General features: G+C 68.2%; 18 protein-coding genes and 2 pseudogenes. 7 read left to right on the top strand and 13 right to left on the bottom strand.

The genetic code is table 11. From position 1 onward, the window contains the following. Positions 1 to 161: 161 nt before the first annotated feature. Entirely contained in the window at positions 162 to 740 is a 579-nt protein-coding gene (locus tag ACQUSR_RS27675) for a TetR/AcrR family transcriptional regulator (protein ID WP_431045323.1), read from the bottom strand. Positions 741 to 831: 91 nt separating this feature from the next. Here ACQUSR_RS27675 and ACQUSR_RS27670 point away from each other — a divergent pair, with 91 nt between their 5' ends. Beyond that, positions 832 to 1,278, top strand: coding sequence for a DUF1772 domain-containing protein (locus ACQUSR_RS27670; protein WP_431045322.1), 447 nt, complete (start codon positions 832 to 834; stop codon positions 1,276 to 1,278). Here the strand turns inward: ACQUSR_RS27670 and ACQUSR_RS27665 are convergent. Continuing rightward, a pseudogene (locus tag ACQUSR_RS27665) lies at positions 1,242 to 2,084 on the bottom strand (transposase); the annotation flags it as partial. The gene ACQUSR_RS27670 and the pseudogene ACQUSR_RS27665 overlap by 37 nt on opposite strands. Before the next feature lie 135 nt (positions 2,085 to 2,219). Here ACQUSR_RS27665 and ACQUSR_RS27660 point away from each other — a divergent pair. The 3 genes from ACQUSR_RS27660 to ACQUSR_RS27650 all read left to right on the top strand — a co-directional run bounded on the left by ACQUSR_RS27660 (position 2,220) and on the right by ACQUSR_RS27650 (position 4,409). After that, positions 2,220 to 2,762 (top strand): hypothetical protein, encoded by a 543-nt coding sequence (locus tag ACQUSR_RS27660; protein WP_431045321.1) that lies wholly within the window; start codon positions 2,220 to 2,222, stop codon positions 2,760 to 2,762. A 332-nt stretch (positions 2,763 to 3,094) separates the two neighbouring features. Continuing rightward, positions 3,095 to 3,751, top strand: coding sequence for a hypothetical protein (locus tag ACQUSR_RS27655; protein ID WP_431045320.1), 657 nt, complete (start codon positions 3,095 to 3,097; stop codon positions 3,749 to 3,751). Positions 3,752 to 3,821: 70 nt separating this feature from the next. Next, the gene (locus ACQUSR_RS27650; RefSeq protein ID WP_431045319.1) at positions 3,822 to 4,409 is read left to right on the top strand and encodes a transposase; all 588 of its coding nucleotides are present in this window, start codon (positions 3,822 to 3,824) and stop codon (positions 4,407 to 4,409) included. Here the strand turns inward: ACQUSR_RS27650 and ACQUSR_RS27645 are convergent. Then, positions 4,391 to 4,786 (bottom strand): hypothetical protein, encoded by a 396-nt coding sequence (locus ACQUSR_RS27645; RefSeq protein WP_431045318.1) that lies wholly within the window; start codon positions 4,784 to 4,786, stop codon positions 4,391 to 4,393. The two genes, ACQUSR_RS27650 and ACQUSR_RS27645, sit on opposite strands and share 19 nt — an antisense overlap. Before the next feature lie 172 nt (positions 4,787 to 4,958). Further along, positions 4,959 to 5,885: a hypothetical protein gene (locus ACQUSR_RS27640; protein WP_431045317.1), complete on the bottom strand. Its 927-nt coding sequence runs from the start codon at positions 5,883 to 5,885 to the stop codon at positions 4,959 to 4,961. Between the two features lie 717 nt (positions 5,886 to 6,602). Here ACQUSR_RS27640 and ACQUSR_RS27635 point away from each other — a divergent pair. After that, positions 6,603 to 8,003 carry an FAD-binding oxidoreductase gene (locus ACQUSR_RS27635; RefSeq protein ID WP_431045316.1) on the top strand — a complete coding sequence of 467 codons (1,401 nt, stop codon included), beginning with the start codon at positions 6,603 to 6,605 and terminating at the stop codon, positions 8,001 to 8,003. A 97-nt stretch (positions 8,004 to 8,100) separates the two neighbouring features. On the opposite strand, the gene ACQUSR_RS27630 is transcribed toward ACQUSR_RS27635, so the two are convergent. Further along, positions 8,101 to 9,159 carry an aldo/keto reductase gene (locus ACQUSR_RS27630; protein WP_431045315.1) on the bottom strand — a complete coding sequence of 353 codons (1,059 nt, stop codon included), beginning with the start codon at positions 9,157 to 9,159 and terminating at the stop codon, positions 8,101 to 8,103. 724 nt (positions 9,160 to 9,883) lie between these two features. On the opposite strand from ACQUSR_RS27630, the gene ACQUSR_RS27625 reads away from it, so the two are divergent. Further along, complete coding sequence (locus ACQUSR_RS27625; RefSeq protein ID WP_431045314.1) at positions 9,884 to 10,063, top strand: PLD nuclease N-terminal domain-containing protein; 180 nt, start codon at positions 9,884 to 9,886, stop codon at positions 10,061 to 10,063. A 38-nt stretch (positions 10,064 to 10,101) separates the two neighbouring features. On the opposite strand, the gene ACQUSR_RS27620 is transcribed toward ACQUSR_RS27625, so the two are convergent. The 8 genes and pseudogenes from ACQUSR_RS27620 to ACQUSR_RS27585 form a co-directional block, all read right to left on the bottom strand. Further along, the gene (locus ACQUSR_RS27620; protein WP_431045313.1) at positions 10,102 to 10,614 is read right to left on the bottom strand and encodes a GerMN domain-containing protein; all 513 of its coding nucleotides are present in this window, start codon (positions 10,612 to 10,614) and stop codon (positions 10,102 to 10,104) included. Continuing rightward, positions 10,611 to 12,047 (bottom strand): ATP-binding protein, encoded by a 1,437-nt coding sequence (locus tag ACQUSR_RS27615; RefSeq protein ID WP_431045312.1) that lies wholly within the window; start codon positions 12,045 to 12,047, stop codon positions 10,611 to 10,613. The genes ACQUSR_RS27620 and ACQUSR_RS27615 overlap by 4 nt, the downstream gene beginning before the upstream one ends. Then, complete coding sequence (locus ACQUSR_RS27610; protein WP_431045311.1) at positions 12,044 to 12,736, bottom strand: winged helix-turn-helix domain-containing protein; 693 nt, start codon at positions 12,734 to 12,736, stop codon at positions 12,044 to 12,046. The genes ACQUSR_RS27615 and ACQUSR_RS27610 overlap by 4 nt, the downstream gene beginning before the upstream one ends. 94 nt (positions 12,737 to 12,830) lie before the next feature. Continuing rightward, positions 12,831 to 13,358 (bottom strand): GerMN domain-containing protein, encoded by a 528-nt coding sequence (locus ACQUSR_RS27605; RefSeq protein WP_431047883.1) that lies wholly within the window; start codon positions 13,356 to 13,358, stop codon positions 12,831 to 12,833. A gap of 122 nt (positions 13,359 to 13,480) precedes the next feature. After that, entirely contained in the window at positions 13,481 to 13,867 is a 387-nt protein-coding gene (locus tag ACQUSR_RS27600) for a hypothetical protein (RefSeq protein WP_431048012.1), read from the bottom strand. A 28-nt stretch (positions 13,868 to 13,895) separates the two neighbouring features. Further along, positions 13,896 to 14,366, bottom strand: a pseudogene (locus ACQUSR_RS27595) (acyltransferase family protein); the annotation flags it as partial. 32 nt (positions 14,367 to 14,398) lie between these two features. Next, positions 14,399 to 14,644, bottom strand: coding sequence for a hypothetical protein (locus tag ACQUSR_RS27590; protein ID WP_431045310.1), 246 nt, complete (start codon positions 14,642 to 14,644; stop codon positions 14,399 to 14,401). A gap of 42 nt (positions 14,645 to 14,686) precedes the next feature. Continuing rightward, positions 14,687 to 15,055, bottom strand: coding sequence for a hypothetical protein (locus ACQUSR_RS27585; RefSeq protein ID WP_431045309.1), 369 nt, complete (start codon positions 15,053 to 15,055; stop codon positions 14,687 to 14,689). Between the two features lie 476 nt (positions 15,056 to 15,531). Between ACQUSR_RS27585 and ACQUSR_RS27580 the strand changes: the two genes are divergently transcribed. Further along, complete coding sequence (locus ACQUSR_RS27580; protein WP_431045308.1) at positions 15,532 to 16,401, top strand: hypothetical protein; 870 nt, start codon at positions 15,532 to 15,534, stop codon at positions 16,399 to 16,401. Positions 16,402 to 17,093 lie beyond the last annotated feature (692 nt).

Genomic DNA, 17,093 nt, shown 5'->3' with positions numbered 1-17,093 from the left:
GATCAATGAGCATCGCAGCTTCCGGGGCGGGTGCCCGTCTGGGGTACGGGGCCCGGCGATCTGCGGCTGCGCCGTGTGGGCGCGAGTGACCGGAAGCGATGCCGCAGGCAGGCAGCGGCGGGGCCCGAGGGCCCCGGCTGCGTGCCCGCCGGGCCGGTGTGTCAGACCATGGCGAGCCGGTCCACCAGCAGCTCCACCCTCGGCTCGGCGTCCTCGGGCAGCAGGCGGCCCGCGCGGGTCAGGGTCGCCAGGCCGTGCAGGGACGCCCAGAACACCTCGGTGAACAGTCCCGGGTGGACGCCGTCGCCGGCGACCTCGGCGAGGCACTCGAGCAGGGCGGCGAAGGCGTCCTTCAGCGGCTCGGGGGTGTCCTCCTGCGCGTACGCCAGGCCGCCGTCGAGCTGGAACAAGGCGTCGTAGACCGCCGGGTTGCGTGCGGCGAAGTCGAGGTAGGCGCGGGCCAGGGCGGCGACCCGGTCGCGCGGGCTGTTCGCGCTGGAGGTCGCGGCCCGCACCGCCGCGGCCATCTCGGCGGCGCCCTCGAGGGCGACGGCGCCGATGATCTCGCGTTTGCCGCGGAAGTGGCTGTAGAGGACGGGCTGGCTGTATTCGATGCGCTCGGCGAGCCGGCGGGTGGTGACCGCGTCCCAGCCCTGCTGCTCGGCGAGTTCGCGGGCCGTCGCCACGATGAGGCGCTCGCGCTCCGCCCGTTCGCGCTGCTTGCGTTCCTGTACCGACATGATTCGATCCTAGCATCGCTAGACAATCGAGCGGCAGAAGTACTAGCGTTGCCTCATCGGCTAGCAACGCTAGATACCAGGAGGGGTCAGCATGCTCGATGCACTTGAGGTCGTCACCACCGTGGTCGTCGGACTGATGGTGGGGGTGGAGTTCTCCGTCGCCTTCGTCATCAACCCGATCCTCAGCGCACTCCCCGAGGACAGCGGCCAACTCGGCCGCAGCCACGGGGGCCGGATGCTCGGCGCCGTGATGCCGGTCTGGTACATCGGCTCGCTCGTCCTCGTCGCGGTCTGGGCCATCGCCGGATGGCACCACCACGGCACCGGCCTCGTCGTCACCGCCGGCGCGCTGCTGATCCTCAGCGTGATCATGTCGCTCCTGCTGCTCGTCCCGATCAACAACCAGGGCAAGACATGGACCCCCGAGAACCGGCCCGAGGACTGGAAGCAGCAGATGAACCGCTGGGACCGCTTCCACTACGTCCGCGTCGCCGTCATCATCGCCGCCTTCGCCCTGTTGGTCGCCGCCCTCGTCTGACCCCGCGGGCCGACACCGCGCACGCGGCGCACAATCCCCCCCCCGGGCGACAGCGGGCCACCGAAGTCCCGACATCCGCGCAGGTGGGCGCGGTTGCCGCGGGACGAGTACGCCCTGTCCCCGGCGACCGCGTCCGGGCGGGTGCGAGGCCGCCCCGCTGGGCCGCGGACCCGGATCTTCCCCAGCACCGGGATGAACTGTGGGCTGTCGGCCGCCTGTCCCGCGATCAAGACGAACGCCAACGGCCGGCACTTGCGGTCGGCGGCGAGAGGGACCTTTGACGTCTGCCCGCCCCGTGAGCGCCCCAGCAGAGCGGCCTTCAGCCGGACCCTGCGTCGGCGCCGGACGCGTCGCCGCTCGTCCCGCTCGGGATCGGCACCACCGTCCTGCCCGCTTCGTCCCTCGGGACCGCCCCCTTTGACCTGGCCTCCTCCTCTTCGGCGGCAGCCTTCTCCAAAGCGGCGAGCACGTCCTGGCTCGTGTGCATCCCGGCGGCATCGTGATGGGCCCGCACGGTGGTGGAGTCGATACCGACCAGCGACAGATCCACCTCACCCCGCCCGCTTCGCGGCCTCCGCGATCAGGCCCTTTAGCAGGGCCTCGAACACGCCGGCGTCACGCCACTGCCGGAAACGATTAGACACCGTCGACCAGGCACCGAATTCCTGCGGCATCTCCCGCCACTGCCCGCCGGTCCTGAACCGCCAGACCACGCCCTCGAACTGCTGGCGCAATCGCTCGGGGTACGGGCCATACTCGCCGATCGGCAGGTACGGCTCGATGAACTCCCACTCCACATCGGTCAGCTGCGCACGTCACGCAAGACGATCTACCCGATCGAAGATCAGCACGAGGGGAGAACCCGCTCATTGATCACGACCCGATACGCGCCCTAGGAGCGCCGTCGACCTCGGCATTCCCGTCATTAGGATCGAGGAGCGTTGAGCACCCGAGCCGGCCACGAGGAACCGAGCCCCGACATCAGCACCTGGGCTATGGCGCGTTTGTGGGGACTCGCTGGCGAAGCTGAAGGCCAGCAGCTCGAAGTGGTACGCGTCGCCGCCCAGGGGCGTGCCTACCGCTCCGGTGAATCCCGGGAAGCCCGCAGACAGTGGGCCAGGCTGTCACTGCACGCCAACCGCCGCCTCCGCGAGAACGATCCTCGGCAGCGGGCACGAGCGGATCATCTGGATTTCATGCTCCGGACGTGGGTCATCGACCACTTGGGCCCTGACGAGGACGAGCCCGACTTCGCGCCCGAGACGCTCGCCTCGGACACTCTCGCCGCACTGGCTCTCACTCCTGCCGATGCCCGTGCCCTTGCCGTGAACTGGTGCCAGCTCCCTGTTGACCAAATACAGGAGCTGCGGCGCCATAAGAACCTCACTGCGCATCTCAGCACGCTCGCCAACTATTTGCAGCTCGGCCCGAGCCGGGACCAACTTCTCATCTGGCTACAGACTCGCGAGGAACTGCCCGGATAGGCTTCGAAGTCCGCACCGCAATTCTGGTCCACATTGCACGACGGTGGTCGGAGAGGGCGACCGTGAGAGCGGTCAAGGCGTTGATCTGTGTGGCGTGATGCTGGGCGGCGCGGCGTCGGCACGGTCAGAGCGAGCAGCCCCGACCGCGGCTTCTGGCCCTGTCATTCCGGCCGGTGCACCCGGCGGCTCCCAGCGGGCCGCATCGGCCGCAGCCTACTCCCCGCCGTCGTCGGCGAGGCGTCGGTACACCCAGTGGCCCTGATCGTGTGCTTCTCGTGGGACGCGCCAGGAGGTGCCGTTGGAGCGGGGGCGAAGTTCGGTACTTGTGGAGGATGACCGCGCCGATCGTGCTCGCTGCCGCAGGGGTTGCCCTCCTCATCTTCGGAGCCCTGGTCCTGCTCAGATTTCCCGACAAGCCCGGGGGCACGTTCGAGGCGAAATTCGGCGGTCAGGGGATCCAGGTCAGCTCGCTGGGAGCCGGGCTGCCGATCATCGTGATCGGGGCAGCTCTTCTGGTGCTCGCGGTGTTCATCCCCGTGTCGGACGGGCGTAGCTCTTCGCCCGAGGTGCGCCCGTCGCCGTCACGGGTCGACCCAAGCGGGTCGCGCACGTGCCCGGACCGGCTCCTTGAGGATGTCGACAAGAATCGTGTGAGCACGGTGGAGGAGGGTGTGGTTGATCAGCCCGTCATCGGGGCCGATCAGCCGCTATCCGGGGTGTTCGGCATCCGGATGAACGCCGATGGCAGTCCTGTCGGGGCTATCCGGCTGCAGTTCTTCCCGAACAGCCAGGTCTTCAAGGTCGGCGCTGTGGTGGATGCCACGTGCACTCGGGTCGAGGACTTCGCCAACGACACGCGGGGCGGCGACAAGCACGTCTTGCAGAACTGGGATTCCCTGCGGTTGCGCCTGGACGGCCGGTCCTTCGTCCTCCGGCTCGGTGCCGGCGACGGCGAGGTCACGGGCAACTTCAAGCGTGTGGCGCAATGAGTTGCCGGGTCGGCCCAGCACACCTAGGGACTGTTTGAAATGTTGATCAAGGTCGTGGAACGGTCTTGACGTGGCTCGTGGGGGCCTGACGGACGAACAGTGGGCGCGGCTGGAGCCGCTGCTGCCACCGGTGCCGAGGATGGGGCGGAAGCCTCGGAATCGCCGACAGGTCTTCGACGGAATTTGGTGGCGGGCGCGGACCGGCTCGCCAAGGAGACAAAGAGGCACATACCCATGTCACACACCCCCGAGACCATCCCCTGCACAGAGAGCACGCGCCTGCCCTCCTCTGGCTGGGCACCGAGCCGCCCACCGTCCCCCGGCGCGACCTCCCGGAGTTCTTCACCGCTGCCCGGCGACTCGCCCAAGCACTGCCCGAACCCCTGGGCCAGGCGCTGGACGCCTTCCGCCGACACGGCAACGTGCAAGGCTTCCTCTACTTCCGCGGGCTACCCATCGACGAAGGCGCACTGCCGCCGACGCCGTCGGCCACCCCCGCCCCCACAGACCGGGAGCTGGTGGGCATGGAGCCATGGATCGCACTGGCCGGGGCGCGGCTTGGGCACCCCACGGGCTACCGGGAAATCCGTTGCGGCTCGGTGTTCCAGGACATCTACCCCGACCCGCAGGCGCATCCGCTCACCGCGCACACCAGTGAGGGAAGAGCTCCGCTACCACACCGAGATGTGCTACCGCGCGCACCAGCCGCACTATCTGGTCATTGCCTGCGCCCGTGCAGACCATGACCGCAAGGCGGCCACGCTCGTCGGCTCCGTACGCACGGCCCTGCGCGAACTCAGCCGCCAAGACCACGAAACAGATGGCCTGCACGACAGCGCGGGTGAGGCGTTGGTCGGTCAGCTCGTCGTCTGGCGCGATGTCCTTGATGGTGTTGAGGCTGTCCAGGGCGCCGGTTGGCAGAGGGGTGCGGGTGCGTACGGCGGGGAGGATGCTGCCCCGGGAGGTCATGGTGACGTGGTGGCCGGCGTGGCTGAGGACCAGCGCGGCGTCGATACCACTCTGCCCTGTCCTCACGACCAGGACGCGAGACTGGGGGTGCAGGCGGTCCGCATGGCCGTGGTGGGGAAAGGGTCTTGACTCGAAGGGCTTTGGCCACTGCGGCCTGGTCAAAGGTATTGGGTTGTCGTTCTGCCGCCATATGAGGAGGGACTATAAGGGACAGGAGTCGCGAAAGATGTAAGAAAAGTTACAAGTCTGCTCCCATAGGCGCCTCGGGACGCCAGGCGACAATGGTTGCTTGACCGGGCGTCACAGCAGACCATTCCCTAACAGGAACAGGGTCCCCTTCCTCGTAATGCCATTCCTGCTCCCCCGACTCACTCACGGGGTGAAATACAGAAATCTCAAGATCAGGCAGGGCCTCACCGGCCAACTCAAGCCTGAAGAGAATCGCGAAGTCTGAGTGCATAAGGGGAATGAATCCAGCAGCATTAAGAAATGTTTGGAAGCTGCGACCGTGCTCAAACGACTCACCAAGAGGAATTTTTGCACCGAGAGGGATGTGCGCCGTAAGCAGATCCTGCTGATTGAGACCCAACCTGTGAAGCGAAGTCGAGGTGAAAGGAAGAAGATCGGCGCCAGACTCTTCAACATCGATGCCTGCGGCAGGGCATTGAAGAGAATAGTGCAGGTAACTCGTGTGGTACCCGTTAACGGAAGATACTGCCCAAAGAGTTCTCCTCGGAAGGTACCCAGTACCGTCAAGGCACGTCCCCGTAACCCTGACAGAGATATCGAGGCGAACTACTTTTCCCCTGTCAGCCCAGGAGAAATTGAGGCGCAGGCGCGTGCGGTTAATGTAGACACTTTGATCGGCGAAACCGTAAACAGCTTTACGTAGTTCGACTGGCTGTTCTCCTCGGAGGAAGCCAAGTGTCTCATTCATGACGCCTCGAACAGCGCGTCGCATCACATCTTCGCCGAATTTGTCTCGCAGGTAAAAGTCCCCAGCAATACCGAGGATGAAGGCAACGAAAAGGGCTTCCCCTACCGCATGCGACAAGTCATGAGAAAGCCCTTCACTTTTGAATGCCTCCCGTTCCAGGATGAAGCAGGTGACGGCACCCGCAATTAGCCCAAAAAAGATCCAGCGTCGCGCGAATAATTTACGCATCCTGGACTCCGATCGATTAATCTCCCACAATCCGCCTTACCCCCTTCTCGGGGCAATTTTCAGATGCCGATTGCAACAATGCCACTCTTGCAACCTAGTGTTGACGTTGAATGCGAGAAGCGCATTTTTTAGGCGGCCAGAAGGGTCTCGCAAGAATCCAAAGTACGACGCCGTGCCGACCTCGACGGAACTCCATAACGCCGTTACAGTAGGCACGCCATTCGCGCCTCAACGACCAGTTCGCCCATTCGGCCGCAGTCGACCTTCCCGGGCCCTCTGGTGACCTCACAGACCAGGCCCGACGTGTCACCCATTTGTCACGCACCCGGCGTACCGCAGCCGGAGGCAAGCCTCTGACCTGGATGTTTTCCGGACCCTGTGGACTGACCGCGCGAAGTGGACTGGGTTTCAGTCTCTGGGGGCAAGGGGTCGCAGGTTCAAATCCTGTCGTCCCGACGGCGCTGAACCCGCTTCACAGGAGCCGCCTGAATTGGTGGGGTCTCTCCCTGTATGTGAGCATTGGTCACAAGTGATCTGTGGGGCGCCCACTCCTTCGATGGGAGAAGCTGCATGTCGGTGATCGAAAGGACCGGCGGCGGCGCCGCGCCGGAGCCGGCCGCGTTCGGGCCGGTGACGATCCGGCCGGGTGATGTTCGGTATGACAGCTTGCAGCGCGGCAACAACTTTCGGTTCGTGGGCCGGCCGGAGGAGATTCGCGTGCTCGGGTCGACCGAGCAGGTGGTGCGGGCGGTGGCGGATGCGGTGCGGTCAAGGTGGCGGGTCGCGCCGCGCAGCGGCGGGCATTGTTTTGAGAACTTCACCACCGACCCCGCGGGTGGAATGCTCTTGGACCTGTCACCGATGGACGCGGTCGGCTACGACGCCGAGCGGCGCGCGTTCGCGGTGCAGCCGGGAGCCACGCTCGGGCACGTGGGCCGGACCTTGTTCACGGGGTGGGGGGTGACGATCCCGGCAGGCGCTTGCCCGGAGGTGGGCGCCGGCGGGCATCTGGCCGGTGGCGGGTACGGACCGCTCTCGCGCCTGTACGGCTCGGTAGTGGATTACCTGTATGGCGTGGAAGTGGTGGTGGCCGACGCCGACGGCACCGCCCGCGCGGTGGTGGCCACCCGCGAGCCCGATGACCCGCATCACGACCTGTGGTGGGCGCACACCGGCGGTGGGGGCGGGAACTTCGGCGTGGTCACCCGATACTGGCTGCGCACGCCGGATGCCACCGGCACCGACCCCTCCCACCTGCTGCCGCCCGCCCCACGCCGGCGACTGGACTGCCAGCTCGTCTGGGCCTGGGACCAGCAGATGACCGAGCAGGCGTTCACCACGCTGCTGCGCAACTTCGGCACCTGGCACGAGCGCAACAGCCAGCCCGGCTCGCCGTACGCGCCCCTGTGCGCGGTCCTCCAGCTCATGAACCGCGGCGCGGGCAGCTTCATGATGAATGTGTGGGTCGATGCCGACATTCCAAACGCCGACGGCCTGGTGAACGACCTGGTGACCGCGGTGACCGCGGGCACCGGCACCATGCCGACCGACACCCGGCGCACGATGCCGTGGCTGCACCCGACGACCTGGCCGGGCACCGGTCAGACCGGCGACGCGATCACCCGTCGGTTCAAGAACAAGGCCGGCTACCTGCGCCGCTCCTACACCGACACCCAACTCACCACGATCTACCGGCACCTGACCGACCCCACCGCCAGCCCGACCGGCCTCATGATGCTCGCCGGGTACGGCGGCCAGGTCAACGCGGTACCGCCACAGGCCACCGCCATCGCCCAACGCGACGCGGTCATGAAGGTCATCTACCTGACGACCTGGACCGAGGAATCCGACGACGCAGCCCATCTGGCCTGGATCCGCGACTTCTACCGTGACGTGTACGCCGACACCGGCGGCGTTCCGGTGCCCGGCGAAGTCAGCGACGGCTCCTACATCAACTACCCCGACACCGACCTGGCCGACCCCAAATGGAACACCTCCGGCGTGCCCTGGCACACCCTCTACTACAAGGACAACTACCCACGCCTCCAACAGATCAAGGCCCACTGGGACCCGGGCAACGTGTTCCACCACGCCCTGTCGATCCAACCACCCGCCTGACCGGCGGCCACACCAGCAAACGCCACGGCAAACGCCACGGCGAACGCCACTCGGGCCGGGCCAGTGATCTCGGTGCCCTTGCGCGCATACTCGCGGCTCAGCGGGTTTCGACCTTCAGGCCGCCGAACATGGCGCTGCGGTTGCGGGCCAGGAACTCGTGGGGGAAGCCGAGGTCGATGGCGCTGGCCTCGTCCAGGCGGGCGAGGTGAGCGGCATCGAATGCGACGTCCAGGGCACCGAGGTTGTCCTCCAGCTGCGCCGAGGTCCGGGCGCCGACGATCGGTGCCGTCACGTCGGGGTTCTGCAGGGTCCAGGCGAGGGCGACCTGCGAGGGCGTCTTGCCCAGTTGGGCGGCGATCTCTTTCACCACATCGGCGATCGCCAGACCGCGCTCGGTGAGGTGGCCCTGGGCGAGAGCCAAGTCCTTGCGGGTGCCCTCGCGCGAGGCGGTGACAGGCTGCTCGGCCAGGTCGGCGTGGCCGTATTTACCGGTGAGCACCCCGCCGGCCAGCGGTGACCACGCGATCACGCCCAGCCCCATTTCGTGCGCCATCGGAACCAGGTCGCGCTCCACGGTCCGCTCGATCAGGCTGTACTCGATCTGCAGCGCCACCAGCGGCGACCACCCGCGCAGATCGGCAATCGTCTGCATGCGCGAGACCTGCCAGGCCGGCGTGTCAGAGATCGCCACGTACAGCACTTTGCCCTGGCGGACCAGGTCGTCGAGGCCGCGCAGGATCTCCTCGACCGGGGTCAGAAAGTCCCACACATGCAGGTACAGCAGATCTAGGTAATCCGTATTCAGCTGTCGTAGACTCGATTCCACTGAGGCGAACATGCTCTTACGGTGATTGCCACCGGAGTTCGGGTCGCCCGGTCGGCGTAGGCTCGTGTATTTCGTTGCCAGCACCAGGCTTTCGCGGTTGTCGCAGGTGAATTTGCCCAGCAGCCGCTCGGAGCTGCCCTTGGTGTACATGCTGGCAGTGTCGATGAAGTTGCCGCCGCGCTCGACATAGATCTCGAACAGCTTGCGCGCCTCGTCGGTGTCGGCACCCCAACCCCAGTCGGCACCGAAGGTCATGGTGCCCAGGGCCAGCGGCGAGACCCGCAAGCCGGAGCGGCCCAGCAGCCGGTAAGTGTCAAGAGTAAGAGACATCGCATCCTCCTATGCCGTGTTCCGCGTACCGGACATCAATGCTCGATGTTCACGCCCTGCCGAGGGGACGCTGACGCTCCTTGCACCACTTCACCACCAGCTCCCTCACAAGATCGGCCCCATCATCACGCCGCGCCCACCCTCACCCGCACCGAAACACGGCTGGACCATCTACATTTTCGTCGAGATCACTTCATTGCCCCGTTTGCCGTTCGGCCGTGAACTCGCTGGACCATTCGGGGGAATTCGACTTCCTCTTATGCATTTTCGGAGTATGTCAAACACGCCTTAAAGGCAGTCGATGTGGGGGGACACCGGGCGGGATGAGGGATACGGCGTACAGCCTCGCGGCCGACCCGACGTACGGACTCGTCCTGCTGCTGCCCCCGGCCCTCTGCCTGGCCCTGATCGGACTTTACGTGCGGGTCATCCGCCGCCACCCCCAGGACCTGGGCCCGCACGAGACCCTCTCCGGCATCCGCAACCATGCCCTCCCGCACACGCGAGCACGCACCATCCCAGAGGCACCCGAGCCGACAGATCCACAGATCCCTGCGACGGTGGCTGCGGCCAATGGCTCCCGCACAGGTGAGTAACCGCCTCTCACACGACGAACTCTGAGAATCCCCCCACCAGCAAGAGGAGAGAACAATGCAGGCACAGCTCACGCACCAGATGGCCGGCCCCTACGGGTGACATCGTGATCGGCTGCGCAGGAGCTGCTGTGGCCCTCGGCGTTCTCGCGTTGTACTTCGGCGGCCTGCTCAGCATCGTCAGGTCCGACCTCACCGGCGGGATGAAGCTGGTCTGGCTCGCGTTCGCCGTGATGGCCCCCTTCTTCGGGAGCCTGCTCTGGTTCCTCGTCGGTCGCCGCGACGCCCAGCGCCGGGCAGGCATCGCCTGATTCCAAAAGCGTGCCATCGACGGTGCCTGGGCCGTAGGTCAGGGGCGCGGGCACACTTCCGTGGTGGGTTCTCCGCCTTCTGAGCGGTGCAGTCTGACTCGTGTGTCCTGCGGCTTGGTGCCGTGTGTGGTGGCGGCGGCGTCGGCGGCGGTGCAGACGAGCTGGTGGAGGGCGGTGCGGTCGGCTGTCCAGCCGGGCGGTAGGTGCACGTCGGCCGTGCTCGGTTGCGGTGTGACGGCGGCCGGTGCGGGTGTGCCTGGTGGGATGAGGCTGACCAGGCCGCGGGTGCGCTCGGCCCGGTCGGGGCCGGCCACGAGCTGGTCCATGGCCGCCTGGAGGGTGTTGGGGCGTTTGTCGAGGCGGGAGACGCGTTCGAGGCCGAGGGGCGAGGAGAAGTAGACGTGCACGGTGGTGGCCGGGCGGCCTTGTATCCGGCGCAGTCCGGAGGCGGGAGCTCCTGCTCGGGCGGGGCCCGTGTCGTCGATGCCGCAGGCGGTCAGGGACGCCAGGCACAGGGCGAGTAGCGGCGCGCACGCCGCGCGGGGCCTCACGCCGGCTCCTGAGGCAGCGTGAGGGTGAAGACCGCTCCTCCGCCTGGCGCGTTGGCGGCGGTGAGGGTGCCGCCGTGCAGGCGCACATTCTCGGCGGCGATGGCGAGGCCCAGGCCGCTGCCCTCGCTGCGGGTGCGGGCCGCGTCGCCCTTGGTGAAGCGGTCGAAGACGTGGGGCAGGGTGTCCTCCGGGATGCCGGGGCCGCCGTCGGTGACGGTGAGGATGAGGCGGTCATCCTGGGTCTGGGCCCGGACGTCCACCGGTACGGACGGGCCGCCGTGGCGCAGGGCGTTGCCGATGAGGTTGGCGAGGACGACATCGATGCGCCGGGGGTCGAGACGGGCGCGCAGCCCCTGCGGCACGTCGACGCCGACCCGGTCCTGCCAGTGCCGCAGGCCGAGCGTCTTGCGGACGAGTTCGCCGATGTCGATCTCGTCGAGGTCCAGGGCGGCGGCACCCGCGTCGAACCGGGAGATCTCCATGAGGTCCTCGACCATGCGGCCGAGCTTGTTCGTCTCGTCGGCGACCAGTTCCAGCGCCTCGGCGGTCTCCGGGGCCACCCGCCCCGAGCCGGCGTCCTCGTTCAGAACACCGGTGACGGCGGTCATCGCGGCGAGAGGTGTGCGCAGTTCGTGGGAGACGTCCGCGGCGAAGCGGCGCGCTCTGCTCTCCATGGCACGCAGCGTGGCCGCGTCGGCCTGGAGTGTGGCGGCCATGGTGTTGAACGTACGGCCGAGGTCGGCGAGTTCGTCGTCGCCGGTGACGCGGATCCGGGTGTCGAGGGCGCCGGCGGTCATGTTCTCGGCGGCCGAGCGCAGCTGCCGTACCGGGCGCAGGACGCGGCGGGCCGCGAGCAGCGCCGGGACGAGGGCCAGCAGTACGACGGGCAGTGCGCCGGCACGTGCGGCGGAGAGGAGGGTGGCGACGTCCCGTTCCTCTTCGGTGAGCGAGAAGGACGCGTAGACGACCAGTCCTGAGGGCTCAAAGGGGCGGTCCTCGCGGGTGACCGGCAGGGCGAGTGCCAGCCAGGGTTCCCCGGCATGGTGGAAACGCTGGACGACGGCGGTGTGCGCCGAGGAGGCGGCGTGCCGCAAGGGCGCGGGAAGGACGGGTGCGGGACCCGCGGCGGAGACGAGGGCTCCGCCGCGGTAGGCGGCCGCGGTGCGCCAGTCCTCCCGGAAGCCGCCGCCCCGGTCGAGCTGGAGCGCAAGGGTGCGCAGGTCCGTCTCGGCGGGCGCGAACGGCAGATCGGGGGCCAGGGAGCCGATCTGGGCGCGTAGTTCGTGCACGGCGCTGTCCCGAGTGCGGTCCAGGATGGCCGCCCGTGCCTGGCGGAAGGTGAGGGCGGCGGCGGTGAGCGCGCTGAGGGCTGACACCAGGAGGAAGGCGACGACGAGACGGGTGCGCAGGCCCCGCGGGAGGAGGCGTCTCACAGCGGCCCGAAGCGGTAGCCGAAGCCGCGCACGGTCTGGATGTAGCGTGGCTTGCGCTGGTCGTCCTCGATCTTGGCGCGCAGCCGTTTCACGCACGCGTCGACGAGTCGCGCGTCGCCGTAGTAGCTGTGTTCCCAGACCTGTTCGAGGAGTTGCTGACGGCTGTAGGTCTGCCCTGGGGAGGCCGACAGGAAGAGCAGGAGCTTCAGCTCGGAGGGGGCGAGGGTGAGTTGCCGGCCGTGCTTGCACACGCGCACCGCGATCCCGTCGATCTCCAGATCACCGTAGGCCAGGGGCTGGTCGCGGTGGCCGGGGCGGGGCTGCGAGGGTGCCAGGCGGCGCATCACCGCGCGCATGCGCGCTTCGATGACCTCGCTGCTCGCGGGTTTGACGATGTAGTCGTCGGCGCCCGCCTCCAGGCCCACCACGACGTCGATGTCGTCACCGCGGGCCGAGAGGATCACGATGGGCACCTGGCTGGTCTCACGGATGCGCCGGCACACCTCCAGGCCGCTCATGCCGGGCAGCATCAGATCGAGCAGCACGATGTCCGGCGCGAACGGTGCGAGTGATGCCAGGCCGTCCTCGCCCGTGGCGACTCCCTCCGTCTCGTGACCGTAGCGGTGCAATCCCAGCGTGACGCCACGGCGCACGCCGGGATCGTCCTCGATCAACAGGACGCGCGTCATGGGCCGGCCTCTCCTCTCGCTCGTCGATAAATCCACCCCGTATAGCACCTCAAAATGGCGAATACCAGCCGAACGTAGACACGCAGACGGTGCGTCAGCCGGCCGTCGGCGGCGCCTCCACTGGGATAGCCGTGCCGGTCTCTTCGCACCTGACCCTCCATGGCTCTCCGGGCTCTCCCGACTCGTAGACGCGCACGACAACATCGGCAGGCCGTCTTCCGCCCGGGATCCCCGGTGCCGCGGCGGCCGTGCACACCAGCTGGTTCACCGCCACGCCGTCCAGCTCCACCACGAGCCACGGCAGGTACAGGTCCACCGCTCCGGGGCCCGCTGCTGTGGCCCGGACCTTATGCCTCCCGGCCGGCAGCGCGGTGACGAGCCCGCGGTTCCGCTCGTTGCGGGTCGGCCCGGCCAGCAGCTCGTCCAGCGCTGCCTGCGGCCCGGCTCCGGCGGACGCGGCGCGGGCGACGGGCCAGGCCCCGTTCGGGGCGACGAAGTACACCCGCACCCAGCGGGCGGCGCCGACCGTACGCCCTCCGCCGGCCGGCGCGCCCGACGACTCCGGCCGGGTGTCGGGGACACCGCAGCAGGCGAGCGCCCAGGAGGCGAGCAGCACCGCCACGGGCCGCGCCTTCCGCACCACGCCCCTACGCGCCCTTCCCGGCCCGCCCGGCCCGTGTGCACCGCTCATCGGCATGCGCCCAGTCTCCCCGCACGCCGCCCGGGCTCCCCGCACCCCGGGTCTTACGGCGCCGTCAGCCGCTCGATGTCCACCGTCCCCGCACCGGGCTGCGGTCGCGGTACGGCCACCCACACGCCCGCCGCCACGGCGAGGGCGGCGGCGAGCGCCAGCAGGCCCCGGCGCCCGGTCGCCCACCTCGCCCGGAACCGAACCGGGTCCTCCACCCCGGCCTTCGTCAGCCGGGCGGCCAGCAGCGACACCCCGATGGCCACGGCGGTGCGCCACCACCCACCGATCCCGAACACCGTCTGCGGCAGCAACAGGTACACCGGCCAGTGCCACAGGTACAGGCTGTAGGACAGCTCCCCGAGCAGCGCACACCACGTCCACAGCGCGCCCCGGCACGCGGGCGACCATACGCCGGACCGGCACCGTAGCCGCCAGCGCACCGAGCAGCAGGGCGAACGCCCGGGTATCGGTGCCCTCGTAAGCGCGCGTCGTGTCCACGGCATCGCCGTAGTGGAGCATCAGCACGAGCCAGACGAGCGCCCCCACGCCGGCGAGGACGGCGCCCCGCCACTGCCCGCCCCGGCCCCGCCCGGCGAGCGCCACCACCAGTGGCCAGGCCAGGTAGAACTGCCACTCGACGGCGATGCTCCACAGGTGTGCGAAGACGCGGGAGCCGGAGGCGTTCCAGTACCCGATCTCCTCGGCGACGAAGTGCCAGTTCACCGCCTGCGCCGCGACCCACGGCGCGTCCTCAAGCGCGAAGAGCAGCACGGACGCCGCCCCGAACGCCCAGGTGAGCAGAATGGTGCCGACGCCCACAACGGTCAGCGCCTGCAGCAGGCGGCGCGCCCGCCGGCCCCAGAACGCGGTCAGCCCGATCCGGCCGTGGCTCGCGGCCTCCCGCAGGAGCAGGCCGGTGATCAAGAAGCCGGACAGCACGAAGAAGAGGTCGACGCCGAGAAAGCCGCCGCTCAGAGCTGTTCCGTGAACCACTTGGCGAAGGCGGCCGAACCCTGCTGGCAGGAGTGGATGCCGTCGGACGCGCGCTGGGCCTTCCCGGCCTTGGGGTCGGTGCCCCACAGCGCGGAGGCGTCGACGAACCGGCCCTTGCCGCCACTGCGGTCGGCAACCTGCTTGGCCTTCGGCGCGCTCGCAATCGCGCTCTCGTACTTCTTGTAAAAGTCGTCGATCTTGAACGGCGGGGCCGAAACGATCACCAGCTCGGCGCCCGCCCGCTGCGCGGTCCTCGCAAGCTTCGCCTACGAGGCCCGCTGCTGGTCGGCGCTGCCCCAGTCGTAGGTGGTGACCTGGTAAGCGATCACGTCCGGGCGGAAGGACTTGATGTTCTTCGCGAGGTCCTTCCACGTCGACTCCGCGATCTGCCCGGCCATCCTGTCGCCGCCCTCGACAACCGTGCCGCCGCCGTCGGACGCCGCGTTCTTGAACCCCATGCCGCTCGCCTTCAGCGCTGCCTCCAGGGGCGGCGCCTCAGCACCGGCTATGGAGTCGCCCATCCACAGGACTCTCTTGCCCTGTGGCCCCTGCTGCGCCGACTCACCGGGGTCCGTCTTCGCGGCGCCGCCCCCGCCGTCCGCCGTCCCGCAGCCGGTCAGCACGGCGCCGGTCACAGCCGTGACAACGAGGGCGGCGGCAAGCGGGGCCCACAGACCGCGCCGGTGACGATGACGGTGAGGAGGCTGATGCTCGTGACGTGAGGTGAAGCTCTCGTCCATGTCCTCAGGCAAAGAGCACACAGAGACGATCGACCGGGCGGTCATCTACCGGTCACACAATGAGCCACGAGCAGTCACACAGCGACGGCCCCCCAACCGCTAGTTTTCCACCACGGCCGCACCCACTGCTGAGGCGTTCCACACAGCCGGCACACATCCGGGGGAACGAAGCGGGGCGCGATTCCGCCTCCCTTCTTCGGCTACCCGCATCTGCAGCGGCCGAGCTCCTGCACGCCTGAAAGGCGGACGGGCGCGGCTTCCCCCCACACAACTCCTGCTCAAAGAAAGCGAAGACGGACATGACCATACCCGTCACCACCACCCCTGCACACAAAGCGCCGCGCCGAATGGGAAGGCGCACCGCCGTACTTATGGCATCCACCCTCATCGCCGTGCCGCTGCTGGCCAGCGCGGCGGCGCCTGCCATGGCCGAGGACGGCAACACCTACCTCAAGACCGAACAGGAAGTCTTCGACTTCATCAGCAGGAGTGCGCCCCTGAACCAGAAGGAAGCCATCAAGGGCTACCCGGCCAGCGGACAGGACTCGCAGAAGATCAAGCTCGACGACGTCGAGAAGGTCTACCCGCACGACCAGGCGCTCACGGACGTGCCGTCCGTGCTGGGCACCGGGTTCGACCTCCCGGGGAGCATCCCCACCGAGGGTCCCGACATCCGCAACAGCAGCAGCGACGACAAGGAGCCCTGGCTGAGCAACCAGGACGCCAAGTCGATGTGCGGCCAGCCCAGCGAGAAGCCCGACGGCGACCCGATGCCCTGCGGCTTCGTCGGCGTACTCGACACGGCGTACCCGAAGATGCTGGGCGGGTCGGCGGTCATGGGTAAGGCGCAGTTCGACTACACGACCCAGGCCACGGTCGGCCAGGACACCAGCCAGACCAGCGGCTGGTCCGTCGGCGGAAAGGTCAGCTCAGAACTGACGGAGGGCGCCGACAAGGCCGGCACGGAGCTCAACTTCACTTACAGCGAGTCGACCACCACCACCAACAAGTGGACGACCATGACCCAGCAGACCAACAAGTACGACGTCCCGGACGGCGTATCAGGGTGGGTCGAGGGACGCGCCAACGGCGGCTGGTACATCGGGTACACCGTCTACAAGCTCGACTTCGTCGATGGCAACGGCAACGAGAAGCAGAAGATGGTCCTCATACCGGCACGCGTCCTGATCCAGGCACCCGGCAACTCGGTTCCGATAACGTTCGTCAAACGCCAGGGATAAACAGGGATAGAGCAGCGCACAATCCCCTGCCACCACCTGGGGCCCCGGCGGCGCGCAGCGCGCACGCGGCCGGGGCCGGGGCCGGGGCCGGGGCCGGCCGACAAGTCCCGCACGTCTCGGCCACGCGGCCCGGTCAGGACAGCGCAGCTCACCGCGTTGGCGGCGCCGAACGCGTCCTCGTTCGTGCGGCGCGAACCGAAACGCTTCCGTGGGGGGGCGGCACCACCCATGGCACGCGCTCGATGCCCGAGCGGCGGCCCGGGCATCGACCGGGTCCGACTTGCCGTGCCCCACCATGTGGGTGCTGGTGCCGCAGGTGTGGTGGTCGGTCATGGTGAACCAGCCCCTGTGCCGCCTGTACGGACCGGAGGATCCCGGATACCTGCACCCGGCGATCCACCAGGCCCTGGCCACCCGAACGGAGGTCCTCACCGCTCTCGGTGTCTCCGGCGATCCCGGCGTACCGCGTCTGATGGCACGGCTGCGGGAGCTCCGGGACCGTCAGGCCGACGACGACACCGATACCGACACCGACGTGCCGGACAGCCTGAGGGCGGAGGCGCTGCTGGTCTACCAGTCCCTGACACGGCGTCTGACGCACCGTTCGGCAGACGCAACCCAGACGGCGGTGGAGAAGCAGATCTGCAACGAGTTCCGGTACGAGGACCTCGTCCTGACCGACCGGGGCTGGA

It is taken from the genome of Streptomyces sp. P1-3, from assembly GCF_050613155.1.
Taxonomy (GTDB): Bacteria; Actinomycetota; Actinomycetes; order Streptomycetales; family Streptomycetaceae; genus Streptomyces.
Note: the sequence above shows the minus strand (reverse complement) of the source record. Positions and strands in the feature narration are given on the sequence as shown.